The organism is Haladaptatus rarus (genome assembly GCF_054177585.1).
In genome coordinates this window covers 78,439-91,782 of record NZ_JBPEHG010000008.1, presented here as the reverse complement: position 1 = coordinate 91,782, position 13,344 = coordinate 78,439, and the positions used below count along the sequence as shown (strand labels likewise).

Below are 13,344 nucleotides of genomic sequence, written 5' to 3'. Positions count from 1 at the left end.
ATGATAATCGGTTTTCGGCCGTAACTCGAATGCATTGCCAACGAACGAATATGATACCATCATACCCTGTCCTGAAATGATGTGGGTGGTCTTAATTCTCTGTCTCCTCAGTCTCAGCGCCGCTCGTGGTCTCACTGCGTGGCGACGAAGTGTACTTCATGTTGACGCTCTGGTTGAGTCGAGAGAGAAGCAGTCGGAGTGCCGTCACCCCTGACACGAGCGCAGCCCGAGACTCGTGATTTTGATCCCAGAATTCTGTAGACGTGTATCGACTGGTGTCATCTTGCAGGATGTCGGTTATCTGAGAGAGTTCGTTAGTCAATACCTCATCCTTCACGTTAGCTGTCCCATCAACAGCAAACAATGGTGTGGACTCAGGCTCTGTCTCGTCAGCACTACGTTCTTCGAGGCGTTGGAGTTCCGTGGCGAACATCCGAAGTAATCCAAGGGCCGTCTCAAGGAGAACGTGGTGCTCCGGATGTTCCTGCCAATACGCCGCTGATGTGTACTCGGGAACGTCTGCTTGAATATCCTGAAGCAATTGGTCGATATCGTCAGTCCAAACATTGACCAGAGTACGAATCACCTCCCGCCGGAACGCTGCTTCTTCAGGGGCCGACGAGGAGGGGGCCTCACCGCCAATACCGCCCTGTCCGAGAAGTATCCAGTCGACCAGTTCACCCCACGCCCGATTCAGTGTGGCCCGCGGTGTCGCCTGTTTTGCGAGCTCCTCGGCGACGATCGGTCGGATTTCCTCACTAAAGCGGTACTCAGGCGCGAGTACGAGCGTGAGTGACTCTGCTGTGACGACGGCTTTTGCCTGAAGAACCATTTCAGAGGGGAACACGACACCGTGTTCCGCTCCAGCATAGACGATTTCAAGGTATGTCTGTGCGAGACTCCGCTCTGAGAGATCCTTGTCATAGAAGCGGTCGAGGAGAACGTCGTACGCGTCCCGATAGGAGTCTGTGTCTGCTCGTTCAGTTGATTCGGCCATCTCGATGAGGTGGTGAAACGCCCGGTCGCGCTGGCGACGCGTTATCGCAATCCAGTACGCGAGGAAGCGATCTCGCTGATCGGGTCGCATTCGGCCGACCATTCCAACATCGAGTAGTGCGATCCTCCCATTCTGCTGGAAGAAAATGTTGCCCGGGTGGAGATCTGCGTGGAAAAATCCGTCAGCGACGAACATCTTGATGAGCAGTTCCGAGAGGCGCTGGGCGAGTATGTGACGGCGCTGCTCGGACACAACGTCTGCAACATCGTGGAGTCGCATCCCGGATACCTTCCCCATCGTCAGTACGCGTTCCGTCGTCAACTCCCAGTACACGGCGGGGAACGTCACGTCGTCCCAGTCCTCGAAGTTCCGACGAAACTCCTCGAGGTTGTGTCCCTCGACATCGAATTCCAACTCTTTGAGCGTCCAAGAGGCGAATTCGTCGACGATACGGGTGAGTGGGAGGGGACGGGGTGTGAGACGAAGGGTACTCACGATCCAGGCGACCGAGCGGAGAATTCGGAGATCTCGTTCGACGCGATTCTGGATACCCGGCCGCTGTACTTTGACTGCAACCTCACTTCCATCATCAAGCATTGCGAAATAGACCTGACTGAGTGATGCAGAGGCGATCGGCTCGGAAGGAAACTCTGCGAACACGTCCTCGGGAGGCGCCCCGAGTTCATCTACGATCACAGCCCGGGCCTCCGTTGACGAGAATGAAGGGACGTTCTCTTGGAGGTCTTCCAACCGCTCGGAGATCTCTGGCGACACGAGATCCGGTCGCGTCGACGCAATCTGTCCGAGCTTGATGAACGTCGGGCCGAGTCGAACGACGAGTCTGTGAACGTGTTCCGGCAGCGGTTCTCGATCGAGGTAGTACCGAATCGTCTCGTGAACCGTCAGCCCCAGTATCTCGATGAATCGATCGAGTGTCCGCAGCGCTTCTCCAAACTTATTTCCCATTGTCATCTGCCCCCTTCGCATGGTTCCAGAGCCGTTTGAGATCGCGGAATTCGCGGTTGAACTGTGGGGAGGGAAGAGTCTCGGCGAACGTCTCAGACAGTTCGACGAGAAGTTCCTCGTACGAGATGACTCGGTCTGGTTCGAGTGTCAACGCTTGCTCGGGCCACGGCCGTCCTTCCTGTAAAGGCCAGTCGTGCGCGATACGCCGGTTCGCATCGAACAGGTAGGAGATGTCCTCCTCGGTAAACTCGCCGCTATCCATGAGCCGCTGGAACCCATCGGCTTCTTCATAGATATGGAACGTCTCGAACTCGATGTCGAAGCCGGGAAGGGTTCCGAATCCACCGAACACAGGAAGGTACTCAGCGGGCAAATCGACGTAGAGGACGTGGTATGCAGTTGTGCCGCCATCTGTGCGTTGCGTGAGCTGAAGTGACGTTCCGATGAAGACTTTACCCCACTCTGCGAACGGAGCCCGCCACGTGAACCGTCGATTCCGTTCACAGTCGGTCACAACGCCGTAGTGCATGACGTGTCGATCCCCCGGTTTCTCCCAGATGAGGAATCGTGAGCCGACGCCACCCTCCTTGACGTCGAGCCACTCACACCCGACGTGGATGTCACGCGTCCAGTCCGCATAGCGAGCGAAGCGCGTGAATGCGTTGAACACCTCATCTGTCGGTGCATCGAAGTCGAGTTCACCGTCAGCATAGAGGACGCGAACCCACTCATCTTCCGAGATTCGTCCAGCCCAATCAGCAGCCACGTCACGGTCTTCGATGAAGAGAAACGACCGTTTATCATCGGGGATTGCATCTTCCTGTAGGAGTGAATCGAGTCCCTGTAGTCGGGTTTCGAGAAACGTTTCGATGCGTTTCTGCTGGAGACTCGCCGTTTCCGTAAATCCGGCCAGCACCGGGAGATGTTCGTCTTTGACGTCGAAATAAAGCGTCTCCGCGACGGTCGTCGATCCCTGGTCCGTCTGTTCACACTCGAGTGTCGTGCCGACGGACGCTCTCTGCCACTCGCTGAACGGGGCCCGCCACTCGAAGAGTTTCGGTCGTTCGAGGTCGATGACTTTGCCGTAATGGGCGAGATGGGTGGTTCCAGGTTTGTCGTAGGCGATAAACTGCGACCCCGGACCTCCCTCGCGAACGGTTAGCCAATGGGCCGACCCCTGAATATTGGGTGCCCATCGGTCGTATTGTGCGAACCGGGTGAATGTGTCGAAGAATGCTTCTGCTTCTGCCTGGGTTGTGACGGTCGCTTGAGCGTGTTTAATCCGGAGGAACGAAGAATCGACTGGACTCTCGCCAATCACGTCGAATTCGGTCGTCATCTGGTTATCACCGATGGAATGGTCAATGGTGAGTTTACGGTGTGTCATGATGTTTCTCCATTGAGTTCAGGATACCGACGGTGGATTTGGGCTGCGTACCAGCGCAGTTCTGGCCACTGGAAGCTACCCTCTCGAGAGACTTCGAACACGCTGCACCTGATATCATCGCGAATAATTTCTGCTGGCGATTCATCATGTGTACCGGAGACCTGCTGAATCGACGATGACGAGTTGTCGGAGACATGGTTCATACTTCATCTTGGACTTCCATAATGTTGTGTGGAGAAGGAGTTTGACGAGCAAGTATGAGAGGGTAGTTCACGCAAGAAATGCGCTCTCAGAAGTAGAGCAGAACGAACTACACTCTCGAAACTTAATTATATGATTCTGGTTTCGAATCGAATTTTTGCTTACAATCCTCGCTGCAGAAGTAGTATGTTTGCCCTTCATACTCTGTCTTTGTTGCTGCCGTGCTTTTTTCGATGCTCATCCCACAAACCGGATCAACGACATCGTTTTCGCCCATTATTCATGTATTCAGTCTAAAGTATAAACGGCTTTCCGGTCACAGAACTCTCGGCGGGTGCGTTTTCTCCTCGATATGTTGGAACCTCTCAGTTGCCTCTTTCTATTGAATATCTTTATCCGAATAGATGCTGTGAGTATATACAGGACTGAGATGACGTGGTTTTCTGTCAGGTTGATTCGTATTGTTGGTCAGTTTTTCCCATTTGTCGTGACGTTTCTCCGCGACCGACGACGATTTCTGTTCTTTGGTAAGTCACGCACGGTTTCCCAGGAACAACATCGCGAACGAGCACGTCAACTGCGTGATGTCATGCTCACACTCGGCCCGACATTCATTAAAATCGGGCAGGTTCTCTCCACTCGGCCCGACGTCGTGCCGGAGGTGTATGCCGAGGAATTCGCCACGCTCCAAGATGCTGTTCCACCGAGCCCATATAGTGAAATGATTCCGTCACTCGCCACAGATGTGGGATACCACTCGTACGACGAGTTCGATCCTGATCCGATCGCAGGCGGGTCGCTTGCACAGGTGTACGAAGCCGTGTACGACGGAACCCGTGTCGCTGTTAAGGTTCGGCGACCTGGGATCAAAGACCGCATTGACATCGATCTCCGCGTCATTCGGCGGCTACTTCCCGTCGTTACCTTCGTTGCTCCAGAACGGTACCGCTTCTCGCTCAGCAATATGGCCGATGACTTCGAGCGGATCATTCAGGAAGAGCTTGATTTCGAGCGTGAAGCACGGATGATGGACGAAATTCGAGACAACTTCGGTGACGATTCAACGACCCGCATTCCCCAGGTGTACCCAGACGTCTCGTCCAAACGCGTCCTCACGATGGAATACATTGCCGGGATCAAGATCACTGACGTTGACCAGTTGGAAGTGGCTGGCTTCGATCCGAAGACGATCGCACACAAGGTGGCGAATGCGTACTTTACGATGGGACTCGTCCACGGTGTCTTTCATGGCGACCCGCACCCAGGGAATCTCGCTGTCGACGACGACGGTCGGATCGTGTTCTACGATTTCGGCATGTCTGGCCGGTTTACACCAGCGATGCAGGAGAACGTCATTCAACTCTATCTTGCCGTCGTTAACCGTGATGTTGATACTATTACGGATATCCTCATCGAAATCGACGCCCTGGAGCCAACCGTCGATCGGGTCAAAATGGCTGCGATGCTGCGTCTCATGATCGACGAATTCGAGGGGAAGGGGGATGTCGACTGGCGTGATATCCTGACCGACGTCCTCACCGAACTCCGGCAGTTCCCGTTCCGTCTTCCGCCAGATATCATGCTCGTCATCCGCGTTGGGACGGTCAGTGAAGGGGTTCTCCGAGAGCTCGATCCGGAGTTCAATTTCGTTCAGGCTGCTCGAGAATTTCTTCGACAGCACGGATTTATGGAGCGAGGGGCACGCATGATGTTCGATGAAATGCGAACCGATGTCGAAGCATCAGCAAAGGCACTGGTTCACATTCCACCGAAACTAGAACGCGCCCTCGACACCATCATCCAAAACGAGGGCCAATCCCACCGACCCACCCCAGATCAAGTGCAATTGCAAGCGGTCGCCAAACCACTCGCGTACGCCCTTTTAGCTGGTTTTACGATACTTGGTGCATCGATCCTTTCCTTGGTTGATTTGTGGTATAGTACTGGAGCGTTCATCGTCGCAGGACTTCTGCTCATCCTGTTCTATCGATCGATGCGTGCAAAATCGACGTAACACTCTCTCTATGGACGACTACGCGTGAATTCTAGCACCGCTGGAGTGTTGTTTGATCCATACGCTACGATTCTCACCGTGGTAAAGCCCTTACGCCAGGTAAAAGATCATTGTTGATTGACCGTTAGGTCCTTACTCGCGCAGTGGCAGCCACGGGCTGTCCATTCTGCGTGTATGGCTCATCAGCACCGGGGAACTCGAGCTGGCGATTGTTGTTGGTGTCAGTGTGCACCATCGCAGTCAACGGCTGTGGTGATCGTTGCTGTTGTGCTTGGCCTTGCATCTGCTGCATCAACTGGCGCATGCGTGCGTAGTCTTTCGTCTGCTGGCGCATCATCTGGCGCATCTGGCCCCGATCCATCGACTCGTCGGCTGCGTGCATCAGCATCCGTCGTTCACGCATGCTCGTTTGGTTCATCAATTGCGCCATTTCTTGCATCTGGGCTCGGTGTTGGCCATCGGCCATCATCGCCTGCATCAACATTTGCATGCGTTGGCGATCCTGCATCTGGTGCATCATGAGCGCCATCATCTGGTTCATCTGCGTCTGATTCATCATACCACCCATGTGCTGGTCACCGGATTCGTTCATGATACGTTGCATATCCTGGTGTGGCATCTGCTGGGCCCGCATCGTCATCATCATCCCCTGCGATTGAGTGTGGTTCAGCAACTGCATCATCTCCTGCATCTGTGAATATCGCGACACTGCACGTGGAGCCAGTTCGATCTCGACATTCTCGTGCGTTCCTGCTTCGAGATAGTTCGATTGTCCAATGACCGCACCGCTCTCATTATGGATGAGGATGAACCCGCCATTCGGCAGTGTCGCGGACGCGACGGTCACGGTCGTTCCATTCACGGTCTGATCCTCGAACACGACCTGTGGTTGTGCGTTTTGGCCTTGTTCTATTCCTGTGGCGCTCGTGATCGTTCCGGCGATAGCAACGCCTGTGCTAACAACGAGTAGACACGCCGTTGCTACCGCGGCAAATTGCCGGGATTTAGGTGCCATTAATTTTCTCATTCGATCACCCCGCTACGGAGCATCGGAGAACAACGAGGGTCATTCACTTAATGATGTTAGTCAGAGTCGCTTCCTTTCGAAGGCTGTACACTCGCTTTATTCGAGGCCTTAATAGTGGGGTTTCGAAGTGGTCGCTCTGAAATGAGTCACTGGTGATGGAACTGACACCGGACGGATCATCCGGCACGTTCCAGTTGTTCACGCCGCCGTTCGAACTCGTCGTCCGAGAGTTCGCCACGCGCGTAGCGCTCGCGGAGAATTGACAGTGGCCGTTCGTCGGTTCCGTCTCCGCCACGCCTCGCGAGCGCGAAGACGAGGTAGAGCGGAATACCGAGCAGGAGACCCATCCAAAGGAGTCCCCAGAGGCCCATCGCGCCACCAAAGAGTCCCCATCCACCGCCCATCATACCGCCGCCGTAGCTGCCGCCCATGGCGGCAGCCGTACCGGTCGACGCGACGAGCAGCGGGACAGCGAGTAACGTGAGTTGACGAGCTGTGCGTCCGAAGTGAGTGGTGAATTGCGTCATGATCGTGAGTTGTGGGGTGAGTTTCCGTGTTCGTTCAATGCGTTCGGTACGGTCAGGGGTCGTCAGCAGTGGCCCTGCCCGTACATCCCGCCGTTGTTGTGGCCGCCGTCAGCCATGTCCTGAGCCATCTCGTCGATGGTCATACCCATGTGGGTTTCCATCCACTCGACGCTACCGGGGCCCATGTGGTCGGTCATCTGTGCTTCCATCCAGGCCGCCCAGCCAGCTGCGTTCCCATCGTACGGGGGTGCGTCGTCTGCAGTCGTTTCGTTGTCGTGGGCGCTGACGGCAGGAGCGGCGAGCGCGAGTCCGACGAGTGCGAGCGCCACGAGCAGCCAGCGTCCGATTGTGAAGTTAGTCATTGTCCTTCGCCTCAGTTACTCGTAGGACCGCTCGGGAGTTATCCCCATGGGTGTGAACCCACGTAGGAGACCGTTCGAGAACGTGTATAGACCGATCTAAACGTTTTTCAGGAATAGAATCGTTCATCGCTGCCGAATTCGCCGAGGGTCAGGTTCGCCCGGTGGAGCGCCGACTACCTGCACCGTGTGTCGAAATCCCTCGTCCGTGAGGCCGTCGAGAACGACTGTACGGCGATTGCGGTCGAGAACCTGAAGCACATCCGCAAGCGTATCTCGAACGCCAGTAAGTTCCAGCAGTGGGCGTTCCGCGAACTCCAACGCCACGTCAAATACAAAGCCGAGGAGTACGGTATCGATGTGGATGACGTGAATCCAGCGTACACGAGTCAACGGTGTAGTCACGGGGAGTGCGGCTTCACGCACGAGGACAATCGCGATGGTGATGAGTTTGAGTGTCTGAAGTGCGGGAAGGAGTTGCATAGCGATTACAACGCCGCTCGGAACGTCGGGTGGCGTCTTGTTCAGCACTGGCTCACGTCTGGTGCTGAACGAGCCACCAGTCAACTGGCTCTGAAGTCAGGGACGTTGAACGCGAATGGTCGGTTTCGACCTACTGCATTACGCAGTTAGAGCGGGAGTCTACTGACAAGCCTCGGGGCTTGACCCCGAGGCAGTTGACCATGGAACGGTTAGAATACCAGCGATGGTCACAGGACTCGCTTTGGAATGTTAACCACAACTGCAGAAAGTTCCCCTCTCTTACTAGACTGTGTAACGACTCATCGAGCGGCAGATGGTAGCGCACAGCTTCGAATTGCTTCAGATATTACGTTGACTATGCCACTACAAGAACTCCTCACACAGATCGAGCACGCACTCGCACCGGTTCGACACGTGATGAAACCGATCCTCTCGGACCCGCTTGTGATGGGTGTCTGGGCGCTGTTCGTTGTCGCGTCCGTCGGCACTCTCTGGTGGGACATCCGTGAGCGGAATCAGACGCTGCCGTCGTTGATGAAAGGCGTCTGGACACTCGTCGTCCTCTACTCTGGTCCATTCGGCCTCGCAGTCTACTGGTACTCCGGTCGGACTCAGATCAGCAACGACTCCGTGTGGCGGCGCGGGTTCCGATCGACCGCCCACTGCTACTCTGGGTGTGGTGCTGGCGAGGTCCTCGGGTTCGCGCTCCTCGCGGGCCTGCTCGCACTCCAGAGTACGCTCGTCGTCACCGCTGGGACGTTCGCGCTCGCGTATCTGTTCGGGTACGCCCTGACGGTCGGCCCGCTGATGCAGGAAGGCGTCGGCGTCGGCGAGGCGATGCTCGACGCCCTCTACAGCGAGACGCCGAGCATCACAATCATGGAGATCGCTGCGATCGGGACTGATCTGTTGATCGCCAGCCAAGCACACATCTCCGATCTGCTGTTCTGGGGCGCGCTCGCGTTCTCGCTATCCGTTGGGTTCGGTTTCGCGTTCCCGGTCAACGCCGTTTTGGTCCACTTCGGTGTCAAGGAAGGTATGAAGAATCCGGCCGAGATGGGACAGAGCGGCCGACAGGCGCAGGCCGCCGACTAGCGCATTTCACAAGAATGAACCTCTTCAAGAAGGGCGGCTCCGCCGCCGCGACCATCGGGGCGTTCATGTTCGCCTCGACGAACCTCGTCATCGAGATCGGCATCGTGATCTACATCCTGTTGGGCTGGCAGTTCCTCGTCGCCGACCTCCTCGGCGGGTTCCTGCTCATCGGGCTGATGGCGTTCGGCTTCGTCTATCTCACGCCCGACAACGTCATCGAACAGGCCCGCCAGAACGTCCTCGATGAGGGTGCTCCAACCGTACAGAATCCGGTCTGTGGGATGGAAGTCAACCCCGAGGAAGCCGACTACTCGACCGAACACGACGGACAGACGTACTACTTCTGTTCACAGTCCTGCCAGGACAGCTTCGACCCCGAGGAGGCGAACACCACCATCCGCGAGCAGGCGACCTCCCTCTCGGGCTGGAAGGCACTCGCGGACAAGCAGTGGTCGGAGTGGGGGATGCTCTGGGACGAGATCGCCATCGGCTTCATCTTCGCCGGCCTCATCGCGGGATTCATCCCCGAGAACGTCTGGACGAGTGTCTTCTCGGGGCCGACGTTCGGGCTGCCAGTGTACATCTTCTGGACGGCAGTCCTCGGTGCAGTCATCGGCGTCGCGACGTTCGTCTGTTCGGTCGGAAACGTCCCATTCGGTGCTGTTCTCTACTCCAACGGCCTGCCGTTCGGATCCGTGCTCTCGTACATCTTCGCGGACCTGATCGTCCCGCCGATCATGGACGCGTATCGTGAGTACTACGGAGCGAAGTTTGCTGCCATCCTCTCGGGAATGATCTTCGCCTCGGCCGTGCTCACTGGCGTTGTCATTCACTTCGTCTTCCTCGCGGCAGGGGTCATCCCGGACCCGTCTAGTGTTCAGATCGCCGAGGTAAAGATCGAGATGAACTACAAGATGGTACTGAACGTCCTCGCAACGGTGTTCTTCCTGTTCCTCTACTGGCTGCACCGTTCGGACTCGATTGGAGATGAAGAGCACGGCGAGCACGCACACACCGCTGACTGATACCCTCAGTACCTTTCTTGTCCAGTGGCTCACCGACCTCGGAATTGGGTGTTCGAATTCTCTGAGACACGTCAGTCAGATGTGCCGACGATAGGCATCCACGAGGGCGGGTACACCAAGTGGGAACGCGAGTACTCCGAACGTCACTAGTGCGTGTTTCGCGTACGACGACTCTCGATAGGCGAGGTACGTCGCACCCACGCCGACGACTGCCACCGCGTATGCAAGGTTGCTCCAGAGCGGGTCGTACGTCGAGCAGTACCCCCAGCAGACGAGCGTATAGGACGGGGCGTTCCACGTCGGTGGCTGGAGTTTGGGCCAGAAGAACCGGCAGTAGGTGGTAAAGGCGAGCATCATAGTCACGGGCAATGCAGTGAGCCACGTACTCGGCCGAACCGAGAGTGGTGCCCCGTACCGGTGGTACGCGTGCAACAGCACGAGTGGGAGCGTGAAGACGACGAGCCACAGGCCGACGCTGTAGGTGACCGGCCAGTGTTCGATCCGCGGCTGGGCGAAGGCGACTCTGAGCGACTCGGGGAGCGTCGCCCACGGGAAGGATGGGTCTGGAACTGGATTCGTGAGAAAGGACAGTGCCATAAGGAGGACGCCGGCGATGAGTGCGTACGCACCTATCGTCGTCATGGATGCGATCGAGGTGGGTAACGGCTGGTCGCGTGAATCATCACCGCCACTGTCGTCGACTGAATCGGGATGGAGGGCATCCGCTCCCATATCATAAGTTACGCTGGAATGATTGATTACAGTTGCTCTTTCAAATCAGAAGTCGTCGGCTTCGAACGGGTAGCTTCCCTAATCCAGCATTCAAGACCGTGAATGAGATTAGCCTAGTCGGGGTTATCGAACGAGGCGGCTTCTGAGAGCCGCCAGCACTCCGAGCTGCTCTCTCGCTGTCTGTTCCCCATCGCTGGACTCTGATTCCCCTTCCTTCTCGTCTGCTTCGAGCCTCGCCGCTTCGTAGTCCGCAATCATGTGAGCGACGTGGCGATTGCACATGAGAGTAAATACGACGTCCAGCTACAAAACTGTTCGACAGGTGCTAGCTTAGCTTTGCGTCTGTTTCAGGTCGTCACTTGGATAGATCCGGTACGTCCGTCCCTGCCGCTCACGGTACAACAGGCCGCGCTTCTCGAGAGCACTGACCGTCTGGCTCACCTTGCTCTTCGAAAAGTCCGACCGGTCTCTGAGGTCGATCTGCGTGATGCCTGGCGAGGAGAGAACCGGTTCAAGGATACGCCGTTCGTCGTCGGGTAAGAGGTCTAGCACGCGGGCCCGAGGCTGGGTTTCTGGATTGATGGCACCGTTCGATTGGGCGGTGTCGGTCGACGGTTCGGATTCGGGTTCAGGGCTTCCCCGGTCGATTTGGTCGGATGTATTACTCCGTTGCTGATTGATTGCCTCTGTGGTGGTGAAGTCGTCGCGAATCAGCAGATACCCTCCGCCGATGACGCCCGCGACGAGGATGGTCCCGAGGACGTACCAGAGCGGATTCGTGCCGTGAACTGCTCCCATCGAGGTTCCCATCATCGACCCCATCTGATCGAATGCCTGCTGCCGCTGGTACGCTTGCCAAGTGAGCGTGCCACCGATGACGACGACAGCCGCGATTAGGAGCCCGACGACGGTATCGGCTCGCGATCGGTTCATTCACCCCACCTCGATTTGCTGTGATACTCGTTCATGCAGGTGAATTGGCCAGACAGCGCTGTATCAGTTGTGATTGGGCTCCGCAAGAAGCCAGAATCCGGTACACGAGACTCGATACCGAGATGCGGTGCTCAGTGATGCTCATGGCTCTGTGATGATCCCGCCCCGGCAACCTCTGGGTGGTGGTGGGCGAACTCGGCGGGTTCCTCCTCGAACGAGCGCTTGCACCGATCCGAACAGAAGTAATACGTCTCGCCGTCGTGGGTAACGCTTGGGCCGCTGTCGTCAGTCCGCATCCCACAGACAGGGTCGCGGTACTGCCCGGGCGCACCGAGTCCTCGTCGGTAGACGTAGAAGAGGAACCCTGAGAGGGCGAACGCGATGATATTGAGGTAGAACGTGTAATTGAATTCGAAATACGTCTGTTCAGTTGCCGTCTCCCCGCCAGCGAGGTTCGGGACGATGCCGAGGGCGGTGAACAACTCTTCCATGAGAAAACCGGTGAAGGCCATCGTGACGAAGAACACGCCAAGGATATACAGCATCACCTTCCAGCCGTAGTATTTGCGGTAGACATTCAGCACCGGAATCGTGATGAGGTCGGCGTACACGAATGCGATGACACCTGCGAAGCTGATGCCACCGCTCCAGAGAGCGACGGCGAACGGGACATTCCCAATGCTGCCGACGAAGCTAATGACGGCGATCGTCACACCCATGACCGCGTTCTCGGCACTGACAAGTAGGCTGTCTCCCTGAAGGAAGAGGCTGTTCCAGACCCACTGTGGGACGAAGACAATCACGAAGCCGGAGATGAGAAATCCAGCGACGACATCTTTCCAGATCATCGACCACTCTTTGCGGTACTGATTCCCCAGCTTGTACCAGCCGCCCCACGTCAGCAGCTCGTCGCGCCAGTCGCCACTACTGGCAATCTCTTGTCGGTAAGTCTCTAGGCAGCCTGCCGAGCAGAACTTCAGCGTCTCACCCCCGTCGGTCACGAGTGCGTGCTCATCTCTGCCCTCCATCCCACACGTTGGGTCTTCGGTGATACCGTGGTCGTGGTCTCGCTGGTTGAGTTCGTCCCGTACCTGATCGAAGAGGTTCTCTGGGAGCGTCACGTGGACGATGAGCGCCATCACTGCGATAAGAATGATGCCGCCGAGGAGTTCTGCAACGAGAAACTCCCAGCCTAAGAGGATCAAGATCATCAGGCCGAGTTCGACGATGAGATTCGTCGAGGCGAACATGAATGCGAGGACATTGACCGCGTGTGCCCCCTTCTTGAAAAGTCCCTTCGCGATCGCGACGGCGCCGAAGCTACAGCCGCTACTGGCGGCACCGAACACAGTCGCCTTCGCGAGTCCGGAGAGATCGTCGTCGCCGAGAAGCCGTGCCATCCGTTCTTTCGAAACGTAGACCTGCACGAGGCTCGTGATCATCAGGCCCATGGTGATCGCCCATGCTGCCGTCCAGAGGAAACCGATTCCAATCCGTAGCGATTCGAGAATCCCGCCGACGAGAGTGGTCTCCATACATGAATATTCATTGGCATCAGTCTTGCCAGTTGCTCTTACGAAAATGAAGAACGAGACCAC

General features: G+C 56.7%; 12 protein-coding genes and 2 pseudogenes. 4 read left to right on the top strand and 10 right to left on the bottom strand.

What is annotated here, in order from left to right:
• Nucleotides 1–91: 91 nt before the first annotated feature.
• The 3 genes from ACR3FE_RS17365 to ACR3FE_RS17355 form a co-directional block, all read right to left on the bottom strand.
• Nucleotides 92–1,963: an ABC1 kinase family protein gene (locus tag ACR3FE_RS17365; RefSeq protein ID WP_458208649.1), complete on the bottom strand. Its 1,872-nt coding sequence runs from the start codon at nt 1,961–1,963 to the stop codon at nt 92–94.
• Nucleotides 1,953–3,350, bottom strand: coding sequence for an SRPBCC family protein (locus ACR3FE_RS17360; RefSeq protein ID WP_458208648.1), 1,398 nt, complete (start codon nt 3,348–3,350; stop codon nt 1,953–1,955). The genes ACR3FE_RS17365 and ACR3FE_RS17360 overlap by 11 nt, the downstream gene beginning before the upstream one ends.
• A gap of 325 nt (nt 3,351–3,675) precedes the next feature.
• Nucleotides 3,676–3,828 (bottom strand): YHS domain-containing protein, encoded by a 153-nt coding sequence (locus tag ACR3FE_RS17355; RefSeq protein WP_458186557.1) that lies wholly within the window; start codon nt 3,826–3,828, stop codon nt 3,676–3,678.
• A gap of 312 nt (nt 3,829–4,140) precedes the next feature.
• Between ACR3FE_RS17355 and ACR3FE_RS17350 the strand changes: the two genes are divergently transcribed.
• The gene (locus ACR3FE_RS17350) at nt 4,141–5,565 is read left to right on the top strand and encodes an ABC1 kinase family protein (protein ID WP_458208647.1); all 1,425 of its coding nucleotides are present in this window, start codon (nt 4,141–4,143) and stop codon (nt 5,563–5,565) included.
• Nucleotides 5,566–5,689: 124 nt separating this feature from the next.
• Here ACR3FE_RS17350 and ACR3FE_RS17345 read toward each other — a convergent pair whose 3' ends face one another.
• The 3 genes from ACR3FE_RS17345 to ACR3FE_RS17335 form a co-directional block, all read right to left on the bottom strand.
• Nucleotides 5,690–6,580, bottom strand: a complete 891-nt coding sequence (locus tag ACR3FE_RS17345; protein ID WP_458208645.1) for a DUF7282 domain-containing protein — start codon at nt 6,578–6,580, stop codon at nt 5,690–5,692.
• A gap of 188 nt (nt 6,581–6,768) precedes the next feature.
• Nucleotides 6,769–7,119 (bottom strand): SHOCT domain-containing protein, encoded by a 351-nt coding sequence (locus tag ACR3FE_RS17340; RefSeq protein ID WP_458208644.1) that lies wholly within the window; start codon nt 7,117–7,119, stop codon nt 6,769–6,771.
• Nucleotides 7,120–7,181: 62 nt separating this feature from the next.
• Nucleotides 7,182–7,481: a hypothetical protein gene (locus ACR3FE_RS17335; RefSeq protein ID WP_458208643.1), complete on the bottom strand. Its 300-nt coding sequence runs from the start codon at nt 7,479–7,481 to the stop codon at nt 7,182–7,184.
• A 150-nt stretch (nt 7,482–7,631) separates the two neighbouring features.
• On the opposite strand from ACR3FE_RS17335, the pseudogene ACR3FE_RS17330 reads away from it, so the two are divergent.
• The 3 genes and pseudogenes from ACR3FE_RS17330 to ACR3FE_RS17320 form a co-directional block, all read left to right on the top strand.
• Nucleotides 7,632–8,111 (top strand): annotated as a pseudogene (locus tag ACR3FE_RS17330) (RNA-guided endonuclease InsQ/TnpB family protein); the annotation flags it as partial.
• 207 nt (nt 8,112–8,318) lie between these two features.
• Nucleotides 8,319–9,056: a DUF4396 domain-containing protein gene (locus ACR3FE_RS17325; protein WP_458208642.1), complete on the top strand. Its 738-nt coding sequence runs from the start codon at nt 8,319–8,321 to the stop codon at nt 9,054–9,056.
• Nucleotides 9,057–9,064: 8 nt separating this feature from the next.
• Nucleotides 9,065–10,081 (top strand): annotated as a pseudogene (locus ACR3FE_RS17320) (permease); the annotation flags it as partial.
• Between the two features lie 75 nt (nt 10,082–10,156).
• On the opposite strand, the gene ACR3FE_RS17315 reads toward ACR3FE_RS17320, so the two are convergent.
• The 4 genes from ACR3FE_RS17315 to ACR3FE_RS17300 form a co-directional block, all read right to left on the bottom strand.
• On the bottom strand, nt 10,157–10,813 hold the full coding sequence (locus ACR3FE_RS17315) for a hypothetical protein (protein WP_458208641.1): 657 nt from the start codon (nt 10,811–10,813) through the stop codon (nt 10,157–10,159).
• Nucleotides 10,814–10,936: 123 nt separating this feature from the next.
• Entirely contained in the window at nt 10,937–11,095 is a 159-nt protein-coding gene (locus tag ACR3FE_RS17310; protein WP_458208640.1) for a hypothetical protein, read from the bottom strand.
• 48 nt (nt 11,096–11,143) lie between these two features.
• Nucleotides 11,144–11,746: a helix-turn-helix transcriptional regulator gene (locus tag ACR3FE_RS17305; RefSeq protein WP_458208639.1), complete on the bottom strand. Its 603-nt coding sequence runs from the start codon at nt 11,744–11,746 to the stop codon at nt 11,144–11,146.
• Nucleotides 11,747–11,877: 131 nt separating this feature from the next.
• Nucleotides 11,878–13,281, bottom strand: coding sequence for a permease (locus tag ACR3FE_RS17300; protein ID WP_458208638.1), 1,404 nt, complete (start codon nt 13,279–13,281; stop codon nt 11,878–11,880).
• Nucleotides 13,282–13,344 lie beyond the last annotated feature (63 nt).